Genomic DNA, 22,223 nt, shown 5'->3' on the forward strand with positions numbered 1-22,223 from the left:
TCAGTTACTCCGGTCTGATCCCGGAGCCTTCAATCGTAAATTTCTTCACCGGACGAATATGGTCGCGCAACCACACGCCATTTCCTCAGCAAAAAATCGACACCTATATCAAACATGGCTATTTTGAAACGGTCCCCGCTGTCACTACAAAACCTAAACTGATTTGCCGTCGTTGTCTCAATGAACAGTCATATAAATTCGTTTCCTTTCATTGTGCGAAGTGTCAAAAAACCTGTCACTATTGCCGGCACTGTATTACGATGGGGCGAATGTGCAGCTGTGATGAGCTAATTCTCTGGAAGGGAACGAAACCCCTGATACAGAAACCGCGAGTTCAGTTTACATGGTCCGGCAACCTGACCCCTCACCAGAAAAAAGCAGCGGATGAACTAGCAGAAAGTATTTCACAAAACAAAAACCATCTATTGGAAGCGGTGTGTGGTGCCGGAAAAACAGAGATTCTTTTTGCTGCAATCTACAATTCCCTAAAAGCAGGTAAAAGAGTTTGTGTGGCAACACCAAGAACGGATGTCGTATTGGAATTATACCCGCGTTTTCAGCAAGTGTTCCAAAGGATTACGATTCATGCACTTTACGGCGGCGCAGAAATTAACAATCAGTTCGCACAGCTTGTACTGGCAACGACACACCAGCTGTACCGGTTCGAACATGCCTTTGATGTTATGATAGTCGATGAAGCGGATGCCTTTCCGTATACTTATGACGAGGTATTGCAGCGTGCAGTACTGAAAGCGAAAAAACCCGATGCCCCAATTGCATTCGTTACAGCCACTCCGTCGAACAAATTGCTAAAGCAGCGAAACGCAGAAAACTGGGGTTATTCATTTATTCCGAGAAGATTTCATGGCCATGTTTTACCTGTCCCAAGATTCCAGTCGCTATGGAGTTACGAAAAAGTATTTCAGAAAAATAAAATTCCCCAAAAGCTCCAAGCCTGGCTCTACGAAAGACTTCAACAAAACGAACCATTTCTCATCTTCTTCCCGACAATCGAACTAATGGAACAAGCAACACCGCTGTTTCAAAAAATAGAATCTACTATTGACAGTGTCCATTCCGAAGACACGGATCGAAAAGGAAAGGTCCTGGAATTGCGCAATGAACAACGAAAAGGCTTACTGACGACGACTATTCTAGAGCGCGGAATCACAATCAAAAATATCCAGGTAGCCGTAGTCGGTGCGGAAAATCCTGTTTTCACATCGAGTGCGCTTATTCAAATTAGCGGAAGAGTCGGGCGGAATATACAGTACCCTACTGGTGATATCGTATTTTTCCACCATGGCATCACGATGGAAATGGACAGGGCCCGCAATAAAATATTGGAGATGAACCGCCATGAATAAGCCGGTCCAGAATTGTCTCTTATGTGATCGCGAACTCCACCAAAACATTGGCTGGAAAGAACTGCTCCTAAAAACATTGCCTCAAACCATTTGTACACGTTGTGAACAACGCTTTCAACGAATCGAGCAGCAACAGAAAGAAGGAGTTGTATCTTTATTCCACTATAATGAAGCGATGAAAGATTATTTACACCGCTACAAGTTTCTGCACGACATTCTCCTTGCGAAAGTATTCAATAAAGTCATCCATGAACACCTCAAGGATGATACCCGCCTCATTGTCCCGATTCCGATGCATCCCGAAAACCTGAAATTAAGAACGTTTGCGCATATCGATGAATTACTGAAAGCGGCAAATATCCCGTTTGCCCACCATTTAACAAAGCTTTCGAATGAACAGCAATCCCTTAAAACAAGAGAAGAACGTCTAAAAACCCCGCAACTGTTCGAAGTCATCAACCCAAATGCAATAAAAGATAAAAATTTGCTTATAGTTGACGATATTTATACTACAGGGACAACATTAAACCATGCGAAAAAGGCGCTGCTTGAAGCCGGCGCAAAAACAGTGGACGGATTTACATTAATCCATGGGTAAAAATAGAACCTACTATTTAATAAAAATTATTAAAGCATTTTAAAGTGAACGATTGAGGAGGGCTCAAAATGGCTGAATTAAGAAATTGCCCGTCATGTAACGGATTTTTTAACTATACGGGTATGCGGGATGTTTGCCATAACTGTGCACAAATAGAAGAGGATCAATATCAGGTCGTATACCGTTTCCTGCGTAAGCGTGAAAATCGTGCCGCAAATGTGGACCGGATTGTAGAGGCAACAGGGGTTGAGCGGGACTTGCTTTATAAATGGGTACGTAAAGGACGTCTGCACCCGGCGATGTTTCCAAACCTTGGCTACCCTTGCGATACTTGTGGGCGTTTGACAAAGTCAGGCAAGCTCTGTGAAAAGTGCCAAAATGAGTTGAAAGCAGAGTTGCGTACATTGGAAGCTGCACAGGATTTCCGAGAAGAGATGGATCGTAAAACTCGTGCAACTTATCTCTCTGAAAAAAAATAATTTCGTAAAACGAAGTCGTTTGAATAGGACTTCGTTTTTATTTTTCGTAAAATGAGCATAATAAAATACTACATAAGTCCAGTTTTTTGCGATAAAGCATAAACAATTTGCTAAAGCAGTCGAAATATATAATAGACAGAGCTTTAAAATTCATTCAGCTAAAAGCCGCTGAATGAATTTAAGCCCCGGGCGGATGTCAAGGATTCGGCAAGGAGTTCCATTCATAAAGGAAGTCAGCCTAAAAACGTCGCGTCGTGCGACAATGGCTGACTGATCCACATCATGTGGACCTAAAGCCGAATCCAGACGCAATTACGCCGTGGCGTAATTGATTTTGAGAGGAGGTCTATAAAGATGAAGATTAATCCAATCGGTTTGCAAGCAATCAATAATTACAATAAGCAAGCGCGTCCTGTGAAAACTACAGAAACTCAAAAACCTTTTGCGGACCAGATCGAAATTTCAAGTAAAGCGAAAGAGATGCAGGCGAATTCGACCTATGCAAATGAGCGTGCAGAACGTGTGAAAAAGATTAAGGAAGCTATTGATTCCGGAAACTACAAAGTAGACGCAAAGCAGGTTGCTGAAGACATGCTGAAATTCTACCGCGACTAAAAACAGAAATTTTACAAGCAAGGGAGCACTTAATACATGTCAATTGCCACGATTGTCGTCACGCTGGAGAAGCTAGAGAAAATGCATAAAAGTCTGCTGGAACTAGCGCTTGCGAAAACGGAATACATTAAGCAAGGTGATATGGAAAAGCTTGATCAGCTCATCAAAAATGAGCAGGCACATGTAGCGGCGATTAATACACTTGAACAACAGCGTCAGTCGATGGTAACGGATTACCTCCGAGCAAAAGGAATTGCTCTCGCTGACACACCGTCTGTTGCCGATGTGATAACGGCCGCTGAAAACAGCGAATCCACAGAACAATTGGTCAGTGTGCGTGAACGATTAATCGCGCTTCTGAATCAGTTAAAGATGCAAAATGATTTGAATCAGAAGTTGGTCATGAACTCACTGCAGTTTGTTAATATCACTTTGGATGCTATGCGCCCGCAACGTACCGAACAGTTCAATTATTCCGGTGCGGAAGTGCGCGGCAATGCAGAAGTAACGAAACGGTCATTCAATGAATTTAAAGCCTAATCGCATGTAAGCTTCCGCATGCTGCGGGGGAATACATGCGTTTTTTATTGATACATTATTCGATACAACACACTTAAAAGGGAGGTCCTACAATGCGTTCAACATTTATGGGACTTGAAGCAAGCAAGCGCGGTCTGTTCACGCAGCAATCTGCGCTATACACAACAGGACATAATATTTCAAATGCCAATACAGACGGCTATTCGCGCCAGCGCGTTAATATGGAAACAACACTGGGATTCCCAAGTCCGGGTTTAAATACAGGTAAATCGGCGGGGCATATCGGAACAGGGGTACAGGCACATTCTGTACAGCGGATTCGAGATAGTTTTGTTGATCAGCAATACAGACAGGAAACGCATAAACTTGGTTACTGGCAGACAAGATCTCATTCTATTAGTCAGCTAGAAGATGTGTTGAATGAGCCATCTGACTATGGTTTGGCGGAATCGTTAAATGAGTTATGGAATTCACTGCAGGATCTGAATGTCCGTCCGGAAAATGGCGGAACGCGTGCGGTTGTCGTACAGCGCGGGATTGCGGTAGCGGATTCTTTCCATTACATGTATAACTCGATTAAGAAAATCCAGGACAATGCAGGTGCTGAACTTGGCATTCAATTAAGAGATGCAAACTCGATTTTGAAGCAAATTGGCGATCTGAATGCACAAATTCAAACAATCGAACCGAATGGCTATATGCCGAACGATTTATATGATGCTCGTGATAGTTTAATAGATGAGCTTGCTACGCATTTCCCGATTGAAGTGAAGCGTTCGGAAAAAGGGTCGGGCGGGAATTCTTTAGCGATTGCAGAAGGGCCGGTTACTGTTAGCCTTCTATTAAAAGATGGTTCAAAGCTTAAACTAGTAGACGGGAAAGATTATGCACAGTTCCGTACGGATGGAGCAGATGACGGTGTTACACCGGTTGGTAATATGACTGGGATTTCACTTGTGAAATTAGACAAAGACGGAAATGATACTGATCTTCCGGCTGACTGGTCGCAAACAGGTACTACTGTTGACATCAACGACTTTAGCGACCTTGGGAAATTTAAATCATTAGTCAATTCGTACGGTTATACAAATAATAACGGTGAGACAACAGGGCTCTTCCCTGAAATGATCAATAAACTAAATGATATGGCAAAGGCTTTTGCTGAAAAGTTCAATGAAATCCATAAGAGCGGAACAGATTTAGAAGGGAATCAAGGAGAAGATTTCTTTATTTCAAATGATCCGTTAGTGCCGGGCATTACAGCAGAAAATATTTATGTATCGGACACGATTATAAAAGATCCGAACACAATCGCCGCTTCAGATTCGGATCCGGGTAATGCGGAACCAGGGAACGGTAAAAATGCGCTTCTTCTGGCAAATATGAAATTTGTAGCTCTGGAAGATTTGGATAATCTGAGTGTACAAACATACTTCGAAGGCTTAATAGGACAGCTCGGTGTAGACGGTCAGCAGGCAACACGCCTTGAATATAATGCAGGGACACTTCAGCAGGCGGTAAAAGAGCGCCGTGACTCAGTAAGTTCTGTCTCGCTCGATGAAGAAATGACAAATATGATTACATTCCAACAGGCGTACAATGCCAACGCCCGCATGATTACAGTAATAGATGAAACACTTGATAAAATCATCAACGGCATGGGCCGCGCCGGATTATAGGAGGTAGACCAAAATGCGTGTGACACAATCAATGCTTTCAGGCAATATGCTGCGTAATTTATCGAACAGCTATGAAAAAATGGGGAAACTGCAGGAGCAGGTGAACACCGGGAAAAAGGTGAACCGTCCATCAGATGATCCGGTTACTGCTATGAAAGGTATTAACTATCGTGCTGAATTAAATAACGTGGAGCAATTTGCCCGTAATATAGGTGAAGCACATAACTGGCTTGATACGACAGATGATACATTCGATAAGATTGGTTCAACAATTCAGCGTGCGAATGAGCTGATGGTACAGGCGTCATCTGATACGGTGACAGCAGATGACCGTAAAAAAATTGACACTGAACTTCAGCAGCTAAGAGAACATATTCAAAACTTGGCGAATACGAAAATCGGCGACCGCTATATTTTCAGCGGTACAAAAACTACGACTGCACCGTTTGATGGCGAAAAATATGTGGATGACCCAGCATTTACAAAGCCGATTGAAATTGAAGTATTCAGCGGAATTATGCTGCCGATTAATAGTACGCCGATTGATGTATTTAAAGATATCGATAAAATGTTTGGAGATATCAGCGCAGCGATTGAAGGCGGTGCAACAGGCAGTGAACTTTCAGAGCATCTTTCCACAATTGATACAAACATGAACAAGCTCCTTGAAACAAGAGCGGGAATCGGTGCACTTCAAAATCGTGTGGAATTAATGGACACACGCCTGCAGTCACAGGAAGTAATAGCAACAAAGCGTATGTCAGAAAATGAAGATATCGACTATGAAAAAACGATTACGCAAATGATTACACAGGAATCGATTCATCGTGCTGCCCTATCAGTAGGTGCAAAAATTATTCAACCAACATTAGCAGACTTTTTAAGATAATGAAAAAGCGTTTGGACACATTGTGCCAAGCGCTTTCTTTAAAGGGAGGGACAAAATGAATATCCCGCAAATTCAATTGTCGACAACAAAAGGACAAATCGGGCTGACAACACAAAGACCGGTCCAGCAAATCGAACAGCCAATAGCCGATTTGGATCTTCAGCAGCCAAAAGCCGAAATGTCAATCCGTACAACAAACTCGGAGCTGTCCATTGATTCGGTTGAAATGCGTGAAAGCCTTGATTTAAAAAGTTCCCGCAGCCGTACAGCCGAAGTTGCCCAGTACAGTAAGCAAACTGCAATGGAAGGACTGGCTAGAAGGGCACAAGAAGGCGCAGAGCTTATGAAAATTGAAAATGGCGGCAATCCCCTTGCCGAGCAGGCAAAAAGAACTGGAAGACAACCATATACAAGCTTAGGAATTAAATTTATCCCACAGGCTGATAGCGTCAAGATAAATTTCACACCAGGCTCAGCTAATATTCAGATAGAACCGCAAAAGGTGATTAATAATACGAAAATAAACAAGCCAATCCATAACTACATACCTGGTAAAGTAAATGTGGAAATGCAGCAATATCCGTCTTTGAAAATTGATTGGCTTGTATAAAGGAGAATATGATGAAAATTACAACTGCTTATATGGGTGAAGTCGAAATTAACCCATCTCAAATCATCAAATTTGAACATGGTTTACCCGGTTTTGAAGAAGAAAAAGAGTTTGTTCAGTTAACCTTGTCAGAAGAAAGTGCGTACCAAGTACTGCAGTCGATAAATACAGCAGGGCTAGCATTTATTATTACAAGTCCATACGCAGTAATTGCTGATTATAACTTTGACTTGGAAGCCTCGGTTATTCAAGCACTGGATATTAAAAGTGCTGGAGAAGTCGCGGTATTTGTCATTGTGTCTTTAAAGGATACTTTAGAGAATTCCACAGTAAACTTAAAGGCACCAATTATATTAAATATCGAAAATCAAAAAGCAAAGCAAATTATTTTAGATGATGACTACGGAATTCGCCACCAGTTAGCTGTAGAGAAGAAGGAGGTATGACCACATGCTAGTATTAACACGGAAAGTAGGCGAAACAATCTGGATCGATGAAGAGATTGAAATCGTTATTACAGAAGTTAAAGGTGATCAGGTGAAAGTAGGTATCCGAGCACCACGGCATGTGGACATCATCCGCGGTGAGCTGAGGAAGGATATTTCCGATTCGAATACAGAGGCAGTAGTGAAAGATTTATCACTGTTTGATAAGTTGAAATAAAAAAGTAAAAAAAGATTGAAAAACTATTAAACAAAAATTAGTTCGTCCGATATTAATAGTGTCAGCAAGAGAAGCCAGACCGGCCGGCTAACTTCTCTTCTACATAAAACAAAATTTGCCCACAAGGACGTGGGTCAAACATTCCAGGGAGGAAATAATAATGAGAATTAATCACAATATCGCTGCTCTTAACACACACCGTCAATTAAATAGTGCAACAAATGCACAATCAGGATCAATGGAGAAATTATCTTCTGGATTACGTATTAACAAAGCTGGCGATGACGCAGCAGGTTTAGCAATCTCTGAAAAAATGCGTGGACAAATCCGTGGTTTAGATATGGCTTCTAAAAATGCACAAGATGGTATTTCTTTAATCCAAACTGCTGAAGGTGCATTAAATGAAACGCATGATATCCTTCAACGTATGCGTGAACTTGTAGTTCAAGCAGGAAATACTGGTACGCAAGGTTCAGATGATCTTCAAGCAATTCAAGATGAAATTGATGCACTTCAAGAAGAATTAGGTGGAGAAAGTGGATCTAAAGGTATTACTGATCGCACACAATTTAATGGGAAGAATTTACTTGACGGAACATTTTCAGGTGGTACTTTACAAATTGGTGCAAATGGTGGGCAACAAATTACTTTAGACATTAAAGATATGTCCGCAGACGCACTAGGAACAGCTAGTGGTACTACAGTTACAGTATCTATTGCTGCCATTGACGTTACAGCTTTCTCTGCTTCAGGTGGAAATGGTTTTGATGCCCAATTGAAAGCAGTTGATGACGCAATTAAACAAGTATCTGCAGAACGTTCAAGTCTTGGTGCAACTCAAAACCGTTTAGAACATACAATTAATAATCTAAGCACAGCTTCTGAAAACCTAACTTCTGCGGAATCTCGTATCCGTGACGTAGATTATGCTTTAGCTGCCTAAGAGCAGTAGCAAGCACAGTCGTCCTAGCTGGTAACGGCTAGAGATTATTATCGGGTGAATTGCTGGAAACCCCTTAGAGCTTTTCTTGCCACAACGTAGTTGGAAACGACAAGCGTGAAGGTTTGATAAAAGAAAAGATTGGGCAATCAGCAGCCAAGCTCCTGTCTCGAAAGAGTGGAGAAGGTTCAACGACTAGGAAAAACTATCTAAGGTGAAAGCTATGGTAATGAATTCCATAGGTGAGACAATGTCCATCAGCATTGTGGATCCGAAGTGCCCGACCCCTACTAGATTTACTAAAGGGTGAAGATATAGTCTAGTCATTTATGAAAGTAAATGTTCGCACGATGGCGAAAGAAATGATGGCACAAACGAAGAATTCTATTCTAGCACAAGCATCACAAGCTATGCTTGCGCAAGCAAATCAACAACCTCAAGGGGTTTTACAGCTATTACGTTAATTCTAAAATTTTATTTTTTGAACCTATCTCTAAGTAGAGATAGGTTCATTAATAAAAGGTTCGTATTTTGTACGAACCTTTTATTAATGAAGAGTATAAATTCATATAAAATATGATAAACTGTGGGGAGTTGCAGCATGGAAAAGTTACTATCAGTTTGCATGATTGTTAAAAATGAAGAGAAGGTATTAGGTAGATGCCTGGAATCGATTAAAGGAATTACGGATGAGATTATTGTTGTAGATACAGGTTCTACTGATAACACAAAAAATATCGCTTTTGAATATACAGATAAAGTATTTGACTATCGATGGGAAGATGATTTTTCAAAAGCAAGAAATTTTGCTGCTAGTAAAGCAAATGGTGAATGGATTTTAGTAATGGATGCTGATGAGTTTGTTGATCGGGAAAGCTTTATAATATTTAGAACTAATCTCCAAAGTAGGTTAGTTAAAGAGAATATATTTTTTGTGCAAATCGTTAACTTTCTTGGGAAAGATGGAAGTAGCACATCGTTAAACTATCATGAAAGACTATATAAAAATGATGGTACGATAAGTTATTGTCGTAGCATTCATGAATTATTAAAACACGAAAATAGCTTGGAGATAAGAGGGAAAATCGATCTACAAATCTTTCATTCAGGATATATGTCATCAATTGTAAATGAAAAAAATAAATCTGAACGAAATTTAAAACTTCTAAAATCAATTAAGGAAAAAGAAGGAATTGATTATTATTTTTTGGGAAATGAATATTATTCATTACGTGATTTTGATAAAGCAATCTCATACTATAAGAAAGGTTATCAACTAAAGGAAAATATTTATTATGAATGGGTTCAAAAGTTATTAATAAGACTTATTCATTGTTTGCATTATACAAATAGAGATCAAGAAGCAATGGATATTATAGCTTCATGTGAAGATTTATTTTCGAGTACAGTAGATTTTAAATTTTTAAAAGGAAAAATGTATGCAAATGAGTGGAAAAATGAAGAAGCAATTAATATTTTTGAGTTTATATTGAACAATAGAGAGAAATTACATGCAGAATTAAGTTTTGATTATTTAGAACAATTACCACATAGATATCTTGGTGAGCTCTATGAAAGAGAAGGAAAATTTGAACAAGCTGTATTAAATTATTCAAGATTTTTAGCATTAAATGAAAATGATGATAAAAGATGGAGTAGTTTAATCACTTTATTATCAAAATATCATTCAAAAGACGATTTATTCCTGTTTATTCAAAATAATGTATTATCTAGGAATACAATGACTGTATTAAGATTAGTCAAGATATTATTAGCTTCTCAAAATATAAAAGTACAGCGTTTAATTAATGTATATGATTTTAAAGATCAACTAACATCCGTTGAGAAAGAGGCAGTAAAAGTCAAATATATGTTTTTGCAAAAAGATTACGAACGAGTAGTTAGGAAAATTAATCAAAACTCACTCACATATTTAAATGCACTATTAGCGACACAAATTTTTAATATAAATGATTTAATTTTATTAACATTAAAAATTAATGATTCAAAATACAAAACACTTGTAAGCGAGATAAAGATAAATCCCGACATTTCAAACTTATTAAATCTCTTATTTTTAAGCGAAAGAACAAAATTATCTAGCAATGAAGTGGCGGTATTCACAAAACTTTATAAACAAGCAATTACACTTAATGATACTGATTTAGAAAAAATTTTCCTAAGAAAAACATCATTATTAACTAAAGAAACTCAATTGAAAATAAAAATAAAAATAAAAAATTATTTAATGTAAACCAGAAGTTTTTAGGCATTGTTTCCACTGTCCAAGCTTTTCAGACCAGTCATTTTTTTCCTTTCAGATGCTTTAGCCTGATTTTTTGTCTGAAAATGAATTGCTTCAAAAGCGATGTTTTCTTCTCCGATATGCACTTCATAAAATGTAAGTGCATTAATTCTTTCTTGAATATGTGTCATTCCATTCGTAATGTAATTATAAAACACTATTATATGGAAAAATCAGAATTAACGTTTGACCAAATCATTGATTGTCACAACCTGTTTCATTACTCGAGTGATTAATGACTAGTTATCGTTAAAAAGGCGTCTTTAAAATGATGAGTAGATTTCAAAACGAATAATTCATGTTTTAAATAGAGATTGTTGATGTTTAAGTTTTAGAGGTGTAGATGCATCTCTCCCGTATGGTTGAGTGTTAATTTCCCATTGTTTATGATATGAGAAGGCGCTCTATTTTATTTCTTACAAACCTTAAGGCTCGTATTATGAAACTAACTATTAAATGTAAATAGGTCCTTTTTGAGAATAATTAAATTATAAAAAAGAAAGTAGGATTTTTAAGTGATTGTAGATATTGTCCTTGGTAGAGCTATTGGCCGCGGGGGACTAGAAAAAGTTTTGACGATAGTTAGTAATGAACTAAAAAATCGCGGTCATCGTGTTAGAGTATGTCAAATGTTTGAACCGGATTTTAAGGATTGGACGGAAACATTACCAGAAATTCATTACTATTGTAGACGGAATATTGATTCTAAACAGCCTACTAATATTAATCAGATGGCAATAGGATATAGTGAACTTATAACACAGATTGGAATACCGGATATAGTTCTAGCAACTCACACACCAATATTTGGTGCAGTTTGTAAAATGGCATTTAGTTCCCTAGAAATTAAGTGTCCTCCAATTATCTCCTGGTTGCATGGACCACCAGAAGCATATGGAGGTAGTGGATTATTAAAATATTGTGATGCTCATCTCGCTATTTCACATAGTATTTCTAAAAAAATTGAAAATGTTATTGGAGCCAAGACATCTATTCATTATGTCGGGAATCCTGTGAATATTGATGAGTCGAATATAATATATAGACCAAAATATATTTATGAATTTCTCTATATTGGACGTTTAAATAATAACGAGAAAAGATTAGATATAATGTTTAGGGCTATGAGTAAATTAAGAGGAAATTGGAGACTACATATATATGGAGACGGACCAAACAAAAATGAATTGAAAATATTGGCTAATAGGCTCGGAATTAACAATAGAGTTAAATGGCATGGGTGGAAGGAAAATCCATGGGAAGAAATAAAAGAAGCCTCATTATTACTGTTATCTTCCGATATTGAAGGTTTTGGTCTAGTCTTAATCGAAGCATTATCAAGAGGTATTCCAGTTTTATCTACAAATTGTGATGGACCAAAAGAAATAATCCAAGAAGGTATAAATGGATGGCTTTATCAAGTTAGGGATATTTCAACTTTATACAAAAAACTTCAAGAAATAATAAATGGAGATATAAACCTACCGGAAATAAAGATTTGTCGGGAGTCAGTACTTCATTATAGCCCTCAGATTGTAGTGAATTCTATAGAAGAAATCTTGAAAACTTATTATTTAAAAGACAAAATTGAAAAAGAAATTTCGTTAGTCCCCGATCTTTCTGAAGAGGACAAGGCACAGCTAATTTTTGAATTAGTAATAGAAAACCAACTTAATATAAATGTGCTGTTTTCAATTATTCAGAAAAATTTTTCAAATGATGTTAAAAGCACATGGCTAACAAGAATTGGAGTATTATTTTGGGAACATCAATTATTTGATTATGTTATTCCTACGTTTCAAAAGGCAATTGAATATAATCCGAATAACGATGATGCACTTTTAAATTTAGGGTATGTATTAAGAAATATTGGTGAAGAAGAACTTGCATTAAGTTATTTAAATAAAGTGAAGAATATTAATAACTAATTTAACCAGTATTTTGGACATTTTAAGTAATAAGAGAAGGAAAATGTCCAAAAGACATTTGGTATACATTAGGATACTAAAGGTTATGGCATAGATTTTATTTATTAAATCTGAAAGGGTGGGACTATAAAGATGACCAATTTATTTGATCAAAATTATTATTCTGGTAATAGTAATTACCAAGATTACAAATACGATAATCGTTTTTTACAATGGGCTTATGATATTGACTGTTATTTACAACCCCAAACTGTATTAGAGGTTGGGTGTGCGATGGGATATTTAGTCCGTACCCTTCGACTATTAGGAATAGACTCATATGGAATTGATATTAGTAGTTATGCTATTCAAAATGCAGATGAACTTGCAAGCCCTTATGTGGCTACAGCAAACGCAACAGAATGTCCTTTTCAGGGGCCTTTTGATTTGATTGTAGCTTTTGATGTCTTAGAACATATGTAAGCCCCCAATCAAACAACGCATATAAATGACCTGGCACCTCCGGTACGATAAACGTATCATTCTAAGGAGGTGCCATTCTTATGCCAACAAACAAATTAACCATTGTTCCCGTCAAACTCGATCCTTTTCCAGTTGAAACTTCTTCGATTCATTCTATCCAATACACTACTGAGCCAAGTTGTGTAATTAAAACCGCTGCGGCTGAAATTTCCTTCTTCAATGGCGTAGATGAGCGAATTATACAAACCATTATGAAGGAGCTGAAGGGTTGATGAAACAGGATTTTACGAGCGTGCAAAACATCTACATCATTTGCGGCAAGACAGATATGCGTAAAGGCATTGATGGTCTCGCAACGCTCATTCAAGATTCTTTCGAATTAGATCCGTATAGTGATTCGATCTTTCTGTTTTCTGGATGGAGCAAGGACCGTTATAAATGTTTGTATTTCGATGGAGATGGCTTCGCCATACTTTATAAACGATTAGATAATGGAAAATTACAATGGCCAAACAATGAAAATGAGGTGCGCAATCTTTCGCAACAAGAGCTTCGTTGGTTATTAGAAGGATTATCCCTGCAACAGCCAAAGGCGATTGCGAAATCTACAAAAGGTGTCTTTTAATAGCCCTATTTTAAGTGGTATAATCATTCATAACTTATATTGAACGAAATGTGGTGAATGATTTGGGAAACGCTTCAAATGAAAAAGTGATTCAATTATTGGAAGAACAACTAGCCTACACAAAAGAACAAAATAAAAGTTTAACCAAACAAATTGAAGCATTAACTGAACAAATTCGCCAATTAACAAAAGCTTTATACGGTTCTAAATCAGAGAAATCCAAATATCAAGCACCAGACGGTCAAGGCTCTTTATTTGAAGATGATCCGTCTTTTAGCGAACCTGAGCAGACAGAAGAACAAAGCACGGAAACGGTTAGTTATACTGTTACTCGTAAAAAGACAAATAAAAAACGAAATGATTCGTTTCGTGAGGATATTGAAGTTGAAGAAATTCATCATCACCCAGCTAACTTAGCATGTGATTGTTGTCTTGGTGAAATGGTAGAATTCAGTTCAACAATGGTACGTGAAGAAGCTAAATTTATTCCAGCGACGATGAAGCGTGTACAACATTTCGAACATACTTATGAGTGCAAAGCGTGTAAAAAAGATACCCTACAAAAAGCACAAATCAAACGTGGCAAAGCACCACAAGGTGTTATCCAAAGAAGCATTGCCGGCCCCACTGTTTTAGCAAAGCTTCTCTACGATAAATTTATCCAGTACTTGCCACTTTACCGTCAGGTAAATGAATGGGAGCGACATGGCCTACATACCAACGATAAGAATTTATCCAATTGGGTAATACGTGTAGCAGAAGATTGGCTTCAGCCGATTTATAATTTGATGAAGCAACTATTGACGGCGAAGTCTGTGCTGCATGTCGATGAAACGTATGCACAGATACTTAAACGTTCGGATGGAAAATCTGCTCAATCGAACGCCTATAACTGGGTATGTCGTAGTGTACAAAGTGAAGGTCCTATTATCGTTTTATTTAAGAGCGCACTCTCACGAGGGCGAGCTATATTAGAAAATTTAATTGCGGGATTCAAAGGGACTGTGATTTGTGATGGTTATTCGGCTTATGGTCAATTGCCTAATGTTCAGTTCGCTAACTGTTGGGCGCACGTACGACGTTATTGGCTGAAAGCCGATAGTAAAAACGGGCGAATAGGCGTTGAATATTGCGATCGTTTATTTCACATCGAGCGTAAAATCAAACACCTTTCGCCGGAAGAACGTGTGCAAGTTCGCCAACAAGAAGCAAAGCCCCTCGTAGCTGAATTTTTCGATTGGATTGACCGTTCTCCTTTCTTTGGGAAAAACGCGATTGCGAAAGCAGCGGACTATACATTGTGCCGAGCGGATGAGTTAAAAGTTTTTCTTGATAACGGACACATCGCAATTGACAATAATCCCGCTGAAAATGCGATTCGCCCAAATGTAATTGGCCGTAAAAACTGGCTTTTCTCTGTGAGCGAAGCGGGTGCCAATGCGAATGCCATCTGTTTAAGCTTAGCTGAAACGGCCAAAGCAAACGGGATTGATTTTTATCAATATCTAGTGAAGCTGATGACGGAGTTACCAAATTTACCGTTCCATCAACAACCTGAGATTTTACATAACTACATGCCTTGGTCAGAAAATATTCAAGCCACATGTGCAAAATAGCCAACTATCCGAAAAAAAATCTAGGATAGTTGGCCATTCGTCATGCGTACCGTAAAGGTGCGCTATTTTTTATATTTCGGGCTTACGAACATATACCCGAACCTGAAATTTTCACCACAATCGATAGCATTACAAAAATGGGAAATACTATTTACTTAAACCAACCGCATTTCTATGATCCTTGGGACTTAGATGAAACACATGTTACTTTATATCCGAAATTGTGGTGGGCTAAAGAATTTGAAAAGAGAGGTTTCCTCTATATTAATAATCATCCTATGTTGGAGAAATTTAATTATACGAACGGTATGATTTTTACTAAAGTACCATTACCTGATACTAGTAAGACTCCCGTTACATCCGATTACGCAACTAAAAAAGAAAAGCAGTTATTCGAGATGTGTAAATTTAAGGATATTTTTTAAGGAGTGTAATAATGAAAATCTGGATGGTTGCTTTAGATGCGCATAGCGGGGGTGGGATATCCACACATTTATTTAATGTTACAGAAGGGCTTAGAGATGCCGGTCATGAAGTTAAATGGATTACCCCTGCAGGTAAAATTGTAGAAGATTTAGCTAGTATTGTATTAAATGTAAATAAGCAAATATTAAACCCTTATCCGAATAATTGGATGGTTGATGTTATTGAAACATGGGCTGTGCGCTTAGAAATGAACTTTTCTCTGATGATTTCAGAAGAGCAACCAGATATCATACATTGTCACGATGTAATTTCTTTCCATCATTTAAAAGAAAGGGCAGCATTGTACAATATACCTATAATATTAACTGTTCACGGTTATATTGCTGAAGAAGAAGTAGAAAATGGAAATATTGAAAGATATTCTATTGAGCATAAATATTGGAAGAAGACGGAATGGTTTGCTTTAAAAGAAGCTAATAGAGTAATAGCAGTAGGCGTGGAACTGAAAAAGTATTTAATGAATGTCTACCCTGGAGTTAATATAGATGTAATTCCCAATCCAATCCATCCATCTTTTCTTAATGGAAATTATCTTGACATTAGAAAACAGTTGAATATACCAGAGGATAATTTTCTTGTTTTCTGTCCGAGTCGCTTCAGTTTTAATAAGGGCGTAGAATATTTAATTGAAGCTGTTGGACAAATTACCGGAAATTTCAGTGTGATTTTAGTTGATCACGGAATTCAGGGACTTAATGAAGCGATTGCAGATAGTAAAAATTATGAGAAATTTAAAGTTATCAAGCCAGTTTCTAGAGAAATACTTCTTTCTATCTATAGGACTGCGGATGTTTGTGTTATTCCTTCTGTAACTTCTGGAATTAGCAAAGAAACTTCCTCATATACTGGAATCGAGGCAATGACGGTTGGAATACCAGTAATAGGGAGTAAAATAGGTGGGTTAAGCGAGGTTTTGGAATCTGGTGGTATTCTTGTTAAAGAAAGAAATAGTTCGGAATTAAAATCAGCAATACAGCTGTTAATGAGTAGTAAAGACGAGCAACTTTTTTGGTCTAAAAAAGCTAAAAAAAGAAGCGAGTGTTTTAAGACCGATTTCATTATTCCTCAATTAGAGGGGATTTATAAAGAAGCAATATTAGAAAGCGAAAAAATATACTACACACCATTTAACCTTTATGGATTCAGTTCAAAAGTCCTTCGACTAATGTTTTTATTAATTAATGGTGATATCTCTGCGATGCAGAACCTGCTTAATATGGACCATATCCGTTTTGGTGAGAATCATAAAAATGCATTATTGTCATCATTTGAAATAGTATGTCGGAACCTTCCTATTGAGTACATAGAAATACAAAATAACGGTATTATATTTTTAAAGAATTTGAGGAATTAAAAGTGTTTTGCACCCATCAAATAGGTTCTTCTCAACATTAGTTGAATTTGCGGGTAATACTGTATAGATTCCTTGTACACTAAGGAAGAAACATTAGATATTTAAGCTGCAGGATTGCCAAACTTTAAGTTGTAAATGTAACTAACTACAGCAGGATGACATTGGATGATTTCACATTCTGAATCTTGAGCTTTATGTCCAAAAACAGGGCTTCTCTCTTCGAAGAGAAGTCCTTCTTTAATTGAAGGAAGAGGAAGACGAGATATTGAACGAACATGGCGAATTGTATCGAAAAAGTTGGAGAATATTCAAAGTGAGTAGGTGGATAATTTTTACAGAAGAAAACATTGCCGAATGATTTTCCTGGAATTATCGGAAGATGATATCAAGTTGATAGGCTTGTCAAGCAGCATAGTGGAGTACGTAAAGTTGGAGACCCTTGGAGTATGAAGTTTGTTTTATCAAACCTTCATCCTGAATGACAATAAAAGTGGAATCATGTTGTACTCTATGGTTGAAACACTAGGTGAGGAAACGGAGAACTAGTTAGCTGAACAAACCGAACACGTATAAAATGCCTTATTCCAAGAAAAGGGATTGGGCTTTTTTAATTTCTTAGACTTGAGGTGATGGAAACTACGCTTTTCTTAAAGGAAAAGACGTGTGAAGGAGGCGGAGTAAAATTGAAAGAATTCAGCTGTTTATCGAATTGATGGAGAAACATTGTGATGTTACGACAGACAAAAGAAAGATCAGCGTTGAATCAATTGAATTCCAAGATGAGATTGATGAGAAACTCATTCAAGATGACCATCTAAAGTGTCATTTTACCCTATCATGTTCGAAACGCTACGTATACGAAGGTAAGAATGGGAAGCAGGTCTGCAAAATAAAAAATGAGAAAGAAAAATTTTATGAAACTTAGTTTTACCAAGGTATCAAACATATTTTGAATACTAATCTCCCTTCATAATGATAATACTGCATCAAATTCTTTTCCATAGATGAGAATTGCATAATTGAAATGAATAACGTAAAAATTTATTTTGCGTATTGTGTATATGTGATTTCAAAATGAAAAAGAAAAAAATGAGTAGTGAAAGACAATGAAAGAAGGGTTGGTAATGAATAGAGAGGCGCAGCTAGAGTGGGTAAAACAGCGGAACGCACTGCTAGAGTATATTAAAAAGAAATTAAATGAACGGTTTCAGCAGTTAAGAACTGAATTAGAAGAGTTAGATGACCAGTTCTAAATTTACTAAAATTGATAAGATGTTAGTGAATAAATTATTTTTCCATATTCCAAACAACGATAAAATAATCAGAAATGCAGCCGATAAAATAAATAAGAATATTTGGTAACGGAGGGTTAAAAATGAGAATTGACGGAACGAGTATTTCAATGCCAAACTTGTCACAGCATTCAACAGAAGGACAATGGCAACGATCTGAACAGGCGGATGCCATTGCTCTACAACAAAATCAATCAGCAGTAGATAAAAAAGACACAAAAGAACAACTAGAGCAGGCGATCGATTCTTTAAATGAGTTTTTCACAATAAATAACAGTGAATTGAAATTTGTATTCCATGAAGGATTGGATACGTATTACGCACAGCTCGTGAATTCAGAAACACATGAGGTTATTCGTGAAATTCCTTCAAAAAAAGTGCTTGATGTATTTTATGAAATGCAAAAGCTCGTAGGAATGATTGTCGATAAGAAAATTTAGTGCCTGTCGTAATATTGCCTAGCAAAAAGGATGCATAAGAAGTTTGGAGGAGATTATATGTCAACGATGCGTATTGGCGGTTTAGCATCAGGAATGGATATAGATAGTATTGTAGAAAAGTTAATGGTAGCTGAGCGAATGCCAATGGATAAGCTAGAACAGCAAAAGCAAATTTATGAATGGCAGCGTGATGCCTACCGTGACGTCAACAAAAAGATGACGACATTGGATACGTATATTGCCGATAATTTTATTTTAAAAAGCTTAAATACGAAGACGGCAACAAGTTCAAATTCGGATCTGGTGTCTGCGGTTGCGACGGGTTCGGCTTCAGGCTCCCTTTCAATTGAGAAAGTTACAAAATTAGCTGAAGCAGCACGTGGTGTTGGTAATAAGGTAGATGGAGTAACAGGAGATACAAAGCTGAGTTCTTTATTTGGTAGTGCTAAGGATATGCCGCCAGAATTTACGCTTCAGGCAATCAATGCTCAAGGAAAAATGGGCGAAGTAGTATCAATTAGAATCGATGAGAATACAACTGTAAGTGAATTTATTACTAAAATAAATGGCAGTAATGCAGGGGTTTCTGCAATATTTGAAAGTGGACAGTTATCGATTACGGCTAAAAACACAGGTAAGGCAGTTGAAACGGACGGTGTAACGCCGACAGATGCAATGACGACAAATGATAATGGCAAATTGTTGTTTGAAAAACTGGGCTTGAATAACTTAGTAACAAAAGCAGGTCAAAATGCAGAGTTTCAAGTAAATGGAATCGTAACAGAACGTACAACAAATGCCTTTTCGATAAACGGCTACAATATTACATTGAAATCTACGTTTAATAATAAAGATACACTTGTTAATGAAGCTAAAGAAACCTTAACTGTGGCTTCACAAAAATTAATGGAGACAATTAACTCATTAGCGAAAACTTATAATGTTGCATTATCCGATTCTCCAGATAATCCAAATAAACTAAAAGAACAAATTGATGCTGTAAAAGCAAAAATTGCAAGTGAAATTAATGAACAACAACAAAAAAGTATAGACCCAGCTCTTAGTGAAGAAGAACGGAATGCTGCTAAGGTAAATTGGGAAAATGCAATTGATGCACAAGACTCTCTTATGACGGTGGAAAATAAGTATAAAGATGCTGATAAAGCATTAGAAGATTTAATGAAAGCTTCATATACAACGACTAACCCTGTAACAATGACATCATCCACAAACGTCGACGAAATCATGACAAAAGTAAAAGAATTTGTTTCAACATACAATGGCTTCATCAAAGATTTAACTGATCAGACGAAACAGCCGAAATACCGCGATTACCAGCCATTAACAGAGCTTCAAAAGAAAGAAATGGAAGAAAAAGATATTGAAAATTGGGAGTCTCGTGCGAAAAGTGGATTGCTAAAAAATGATTCAATTATTACGAGCGGACTTTCATCACTGCGCGGTCTTGTATACCAGACAAATCACGCTGTAACGAACCAGAAATACAACGCGTTGTACACTATCGGTATTGGTACTTCGAAAGATTACATGAGCGGTGGTACGCTTGAAATCGATGAAACGAAATTGCGTAAAGCATTGGAGGAAGACCCGGATGCAGTGGTACAATTGCTGACAATGAGCGGTGAAAAGTCAGCAACGATAACGAAAGCAGACGGTACAATCGACACAGGTGATACACGTGGTTTCATGCGTAAAATCCGTGATGAAATGGATGCAATTGAGAAAAAAATCGATGAGCGTGCAGGCCGTGGTTCGATGACGGAAACACAGTATACGTTAGGTAAATATCTGAAAAATGTTAACGACCGTCTAGATGCCTGGAAAGATAAATTAATATCTATCGAAGACCGTTACTGGAAGCAATTCGGTGCGATGGAAGCTATGATTAACAAAGCGAACAGTCAATCAGCGTCATTGATGAGTCAGTATTACTAAAAGAGCGGAGGCGAAAACATGGCGGTAGAACAGCAATTACTTCAAGTTTCCGCGAAGCTTTTTAAACAACTTGGGGAAGTGGGGAAAACGGAAGATCGTGATGCACTTTTAATATCTGTTGATGAGCTGCTGGAAGAGCGCGGCCAGCTTATTGCCTCCCTTCAACAGGAAAATAACCGGCTGTCCAAAACAAACCCGCAGCATGCGCTGTTACAAGAGCTCGATAAAGGGATACAGGAACGTCTGGCATCGCTCATGGGTGAAATCAGACAGGATATGAAAAACGTCCAGACAGCAAAGAAAAGCGAAGTGCAGTATAATAACCCGTATGCGTCCGTTCGGGTCATGGACGGGAAGTACTACGATCAAAAGAAATAACAACGTGCCGATACGCGCGTTTTAACTATAGAGGAGTGTGTATGATGACAGTTCAAACAGCAGCTGCTTTTAATGCATATAAACAAAACAGTGTGACAACGGCGTCACCGGGTGAGCTTACATTAATGCTATACAATGGCTGCCTGAAATTTTTAACGAGAGCTAAAAAAGCGATTGAAGAAAAAAATATCGAAGAAAAAAATATAAACATCCAAAAGGCACAGGCGATTATTTCGGAACTGATGTCGACTTTAAATACAGATCTTGAAGTATCGAAGCAAATGATCCCTTTGTACGACTATATGAACCGTCGTTTAATGGAAGCGAATATCAACAATGACTCTACAATCATCACAGAAGTCGAAGGCCTCGTAACAGAATTCCGCGACACATGGAAAGAAGTTATCAAAATTACACGCCAGCAGCAATACGGTACAGCTGGACAAGTTTAAAATATAGAAGCCGTTGTGAGAAGAATACAGTCTTTTCACAACGGCTTTTTCAAATACAACTTTCCTCTTAAATTTCGACTTCTTTATTTATAAAATTTAAAATAGTCAAAATAGTATTGATTATATTGTACTATTTTGTATAATGTAAATAATTAGCAAATTTAATCAAAAAAGCTTCTGTTTTTGAATGAAGTCCTACAATGAGTACATCCTATGACCATCAGCATCCAATAAATTAATATTCGCCTTTTAGTAATCAGAAAACGGTAATATTAACCCCCAAGATGCCACTACATTCCATGAATCCGAATATTTCATCCGTTTTCCCAATACATAATAAATCGGTTAGTCGTCTATCATAATTCTATTCCGTCGCGGTATTGTTTTTGGCTGGAAAAATTCTATTACTTGTATTCATCAAAGAAAGCGGTTACCAGATCATGTTAACCGGTAAAGGGGGTGAGTGAGTATGTGAAACGGCAAAATAAAAAACCCCAAGTGAAGATCCTGCATAGACATCACCTGAGGTTTGGACGCCGGAGTATACCG

Annotated in this window: 23 protein-coding genes and 1 pseudogene; all 24 read left to right on the top strand. The window is 37.5% G+C overall.

Features of this window, described 5'->3' with window-relative positions; all coding sequences use genetic code 11:
• Positions 1–260: 260 nt before the first annotated feature.
• Complete coding sequence (locus MKX73_RS10555) at positions 261–1,367, top strand: DEAD/DEAH box helicase (protein WP_340717394.1); 1,107 nt, start codon at positions 261–263, stop codon at positions 1,365–1,367.
• Positions 1,360–1,965 (top strand): ComF family protein, encoded by a 606-nt coding sequence (locus MKX73_RS10560; protein WP_340717395.1) that lies wholly within the window; start codon positions 1,360–1,362, stop codon positions 1,963–1,965. The genes MKX73_RS10555 and MKX73_RS10560 overlap by 8 nt, the downstream gene beginning before the upstream one ends.
• Positions 1,966–2,033: 68 nt before the next feature.
• Entirely contained in the window at positions 2,034–2,444 is a 411-nt protein-coding gene (locus MKX73_RS10565; RefSeq protein WP_340717396.1) for a TIGR03826 family flagellar region protein, read from the top strand.
• 354 nt (positions 2,445–2,798) lie between these two features.
• Complete coding sequence (gene flgM / locus MKX73_RS10570) at positions 2,799–3,059, top strand: flagellar biosynthesis anti-sigma factor FlgM (RefSeq protein WP_340717397.1); 261 nt, start codon at positions 2,799–2,801, stop codon at positions 3,057–3,059.
• Positions 3,060–3,095: 36 nt separating this feature from the next.
• Positions 3,096–3,599 carry a flagellar protein FlgN gene (locus tag MKX73_RS10575; protein ID WP_340717398.1) on the top strand — a complete coding sequence of 168 codons (504 nt, stop codon included), beginning with the start codon at positions 3,096–3,098 and terminating at the stop codon, positions 3,597–3,599.
• A gap of 92 nt (positions 3,600–3,691) precedes the next feature.
• Positions 3,692–5,278 (top strand): flagellar hook-associated protein FlgK, encoded by a 1,587-nt coding sequence (flgK, locus tag MKX73_RS10580; protein WP_340717399.1) that lies wholly within the window; start codon positions 3,692–3,694, stop codon positions 5,276–5,278.
• Positions 5,279–5,291: 13 nt separating this feature from the next.
• The gene (gene flgL / locus MKX73_RS10585; protein WP_340717400.1) at positions 5,292–6,167 is read left to right on the top strand and encodes a flagellar hook-associated protein FlgL; all 876 of its coding nucleotides are present in this window, start codon (positions 5,292–5,294) and stop codon (positions 6,165–6,167) included.
• A 55-nt stretch (positions 6,168–6,222) separates the two neighbouring features.
• A complete protein-coding gene (locus tag MKX73_RS10590) occupies positions 6,223–6,777 on the top strand; it encodes a DUF6470 family protein (protein WP_340717401.1) in 555 nt (184 codons plus the stop codon).
• 8 nt (positions 6,778–6,785) lie between these two features.
• A complete protein-coding gene (fliW, locus tag MKX73_RS10595) occupies positions 6,786–7,223 on the top strand; it encodes a flagellar assembly protein FliW (protein ID WP_340717402.1) in 438 nt (145 codons plus the stop codon).
• 4 nt (positions 7,224–7,227) lie between these two features.
• On the top strand, positions 7,228–7,440 hold the full coding sequence (csrA, locus tag MKX73_RS10600) for a carbon storage regulator CsrA (protein WP_087615601.1): 213 nt from the start codon (positions 7,228–7,230) through the stop codon (positions 7,438–7,440).
• 160 nt (positions 7,441–7,600) lie between these two features.
• On the top strand, positions 7,601–8,383 hold the full coding sequence (gene hag / locus MKX73_RS10605; RefSeq protein ID WP_340717403.1) for a flagellin Hag: 783 nt from the start codon (positions 7,601–7,603) through the stop codon (positions 8,381–8,383).
• A gap of 347 nt (positions 8,384–8,730) precedes the next feature.
• Positions 8,731–8,844 (top strand): annotated as a pseudogene (locus tag MKX73_RS10610) (flagellin); the annotation flags it as partial.
• A 137-nt stretch (positions 8,845–8,981) separates the two neighbouring features.
• On the top strand, positions 8,982–10,634 hold the full coding sequence (locus MKX73_RS10615; protein WP_340717404.1) for a glycosyltransferase: 1,653 nt from the start codon (positions 8,982–8,984) through the stop codon (positions 10,632–10,634).
• A 566-nt stretch (positions 10,635–11,200) separates the two neighbouring features.
• On the top strand, positions 11,201–12,613 hold the full coding sequence (locus MKX73_RS10620; protein ID WP_340717405.1) for a glycosyltransferase: 1,413 nt from the start codon (positions 11,201–11,203) through the stop codon (positions 12,611–12,613).
• A 132-nt stretch (positions 12,614–12,745) separates the two neighbouring features.
• Positions 12,746–13,075 carry a class I SAM-dependent methyltransferase gene (locus MKX73_RS10625; RefSeq protein WP_340717406.1) on the top strand — a complete coding sequence of 110 codons (330 nt, stop codon included), beginning with the start codon at positions 12,746–12,748 and terminating at the stop codon, positions 13,073–13,075.
• Positions 13,076–13,155: 80 nt separating this feature from the next.
• A complete protein-coding gene (locus tag MKX73_RS10630; protein WP_340717407.1) occupies positions 13,156–13,347 on the top strand; it encodes a hypothetical protein in 192 nt (63 codons plus the stop codon).
• Entirely contained in the window at positions 13,347–13,700 is a 354-nt protein-coding gene (tnpB, locus tag MKX73_RS10635; RefSeq protein WP_340718885.1) for an IS66 family insertion sequence element accessory protein TnpB, read from the top strand. The genes MKX73_RS10630 and tnpB overlap by 1 nt, the downstream gene beginning before the upstream one ends.
• 53 nt (positions 13,701–13,753) lie before the next feature.
• Complete coding sequence (gene tnpC, locus MKX73_RS10640; RefSeq protein WP_340717408.1) at positions 13,754–15,316, top strand: IS66 family transposase; 1,563 nt, start codon at positions 13,754–13,756, stop codon at positions 15,314–15,316.
• Positions 15,317–15,752: 436 nt separating this feature from the next.
• Complete coding sequence (locus MKX73_RS10645; protein ID WP_340717409.1) at positions 15,753–17,156, top strand: glycosyltransferase family 4 protein; 1,404 nt, start codon at positions 15,753–15,755, stop codon at positions 17,154–17,156.
• 1,124 nt (positions 17,157–18,280) lie between these two features.
• A complete protein-coding gene (locus MKX73_RS10650) occupies positions 18,281–18,409 on the top strand; it encodes a hypothetical protein (RefSeq protein WP_340717410.1) in 129 nt (42 codons plus the stop codon).
• A gap of 122 nt (positions 18,410–18,531) precedes the next feature.
• The gene (locus MKX73_RS10655) at positions 18,532–18,888 is read left to right on the top strand and encodes a flagellar protein FlaG (protein WP_340717411.1); all 357 of its coding nucleotides are present in this window, start codon (positions 18,532–18,534) and stop codon (positions 18,886–18,888) included.
• Positions 18,889–18,945: 57 nt separating this feature from the next.
• Positions 18,946–20,844: a flagellar filament capping protein FliD gene (fliD, locus tag MKX73_RS10660; protein WP_340717412.1), complete on the top strand. Its 1,899-nt coding sequence runs from the start codon at positions 18,946–18,948 to the stop codon at positions 20,842–20,844.
• Between the two features lie 18 nt (positions 20,845–20,862).
• Positions 20,863–21,222 (top strand): flagellar protein FliT, encoded by a 360-nt coding sequence (locus MKX73_RS10665; RefSeq protein ID WP_340717413.1) that lies wholly within the window; start codon positions 20,863–20,865, stop codon positions 21,220–21,222.
• Between the two features lie 44 nt (positions 21,223–21,266).
• On the top strand, positions 21,267–21,674 hold the full coding sequence (fliS, locus tag MKX73_RS10670) for a flagellar export chaperone FliS (RefSeq protein WP_340718886.1): 408 nt from the start codon (positions 21,267–21,269) through the stop codon (positions 21,672–21,674).
• The last annotated feature ends 549 nt before the right edge of the window (positions 21,675–22,223 follow it).

The organism is Solibacillus sp. FSL W7-1436 (genome assembly GCF_038007305.1).
GTDB lineage: Bacteria > Bacillota > Bacilli > Bacillales_A > Planococcaceae > Solibacillus.

What these genes read in the sequence shown, in the direction of transcription:
- MKX73_RS10645 (WP_340717409.1), top strand. Translation starts at nt 15,753, where the DNA reads ATGAAAATCTGGATGGTTGCTTTAGATGCGCATAGCGGGGGTGGGATA.
- fliS (WP_340718886.1), top strand. Translation starts at nt 21,267, where the DNA reads ATGACAGTTCAAACAGCAGCTGCTTTTAATGCATATAAACAAAACAGT.
- MKX73_RS10655 (WP_340717411.1), top strand. Translation starts at nt 18,532, where the DNA reads ATGAGAATTGACGGAACGAGTATTTCAATGCCAAACTTGTCACAGCAT.
- MKX73_RS10560 (WP_340717395.1), top strand. Translation starts at nt 1,360, where the DNA reads ATGAATAAGCCGGTCCAGAATTGTCTCTTATGTGATCGCGAACTCCAC.
- fliW (WP_340717402.1), top strand. Translation starts at nt 6,786, where the DNA reads ATGATGAAAATTACAACTGCTTATATGGGTGAAGTCGAAATTAACCCA.
- MKX73_RS10625 (WP_340717406.1), top strand. Translation starts at nt 12,746, where the DNA reads ATGACCAATTTATTTGATCAAAATTATTATTCTGGTAATAGTAATTAC.
- flgL (WP_340717400.1), top strand. Translation starts at nt 5,292, where the DNA reads ATGCGTGTGACACAATCAATGCTTTCAGGCAATATGCTGCGTAATTTA.
- flgK (WP_340717399.1), top strand. Translation starts at nt 3,692, where the DNA reads ATGCGTTCAACATTTATGGGACTTGAAGCAAGCAAGCGCGGTCTGTTC.
- MKX73_RS10575 (WP_340717398.1), top strand. Translation starts at nt 3,096, where the DNA reads ATGTCAATTGCCACGATTGTCGTCACGCTGGAGAAGCTAGAGAAAATG.
- MKX73_RS10665 (WP_340717413.1), top strand. Translation starts at nt 20,863, where the DNA reads ATGGCGGTAGAACAGCAATTACTTCAAGTTTCCGCGAAGCTTTTTAAA.
- MKX73_RS10630 (WP_340717407.1), top strand. Translation starts at nt 13,156, where the DNA reads ATGCCAACAAACAAATTAACCATTGTTCCCGTCAAACTCGATCCTTTT.
- fliD (WP_340717412.1), top strand. Translation starts at nt 18,946, where the DNA reads ATGTCAACGATGCGTATTGGCGGTTTAGCATCAGGAATGGATATAGAT.
- flgM (WP_340717397.1), top strand. Translation starts at nt 2,799, where the DNA reads ATGAAGATTAATCCAATCGGTTTGCAAGCAATCAATAATTACAATAAG.
- tnpB (WP_340718885.1), top strand. Translation starts at nt 13,347, where the DNA reads ATGAAACAGGATTTTACGAGCGTGCAAAACATCTACATCATTTGCGGC.
- MKX73_RS10565 (WP_340717396.1), top strand. Translation starts at nt 2,034, where the DNA reads ATGGCTGAATTAAGAAATTGCCCGTCATGTAACGGATTTTTTAACTAT.
- MKX73_RS10555 (WP_340717394.1), top strand. Translation starts at nt 261, where the DNA reads ATGGGGCGAATGTGCAGCTGTGATGAGCTAATTCTCTGGAAGGGAACG.
- MKX73_RS10590 (WP_340717401.1), top strand. Translation starts at nt 6,223, where the DNA reads ATGAATATCCCGCAAATTCAATTGTCGACAACAAAAGGACAAATCGGG.
- hag (WP_340717403.1), top strand. Translation starts at nt 7,601, where the DNA reads ATGAGAATTAATCACAATATCGCTGCTCTTAACACACACCGTCAATTA.
- csrA (WP_087615601.1), top strand. Translation starts at nt 7,228, where the DNA reads ATGCTAGTATTAACACGGAAAGTAGGCGAAACAATCTGGATCGATGAA.
- MKX73_RS10615 (WP_340717404.1), top strand. Translation starts at nt 8,982, where the DNA reads ATGGAAAAGTTACTATCAGTTTGCATGATTGTTAAAAATGAAGAGAAG.
- MKX73_RS10650 (WP_340717410.1), top strand. Translation starts at nt 18,281, where the DNA reads ATGAATAGAGAGGCGCAGCTAGAGTGGGTAAAACAGCGGAACGCACTG.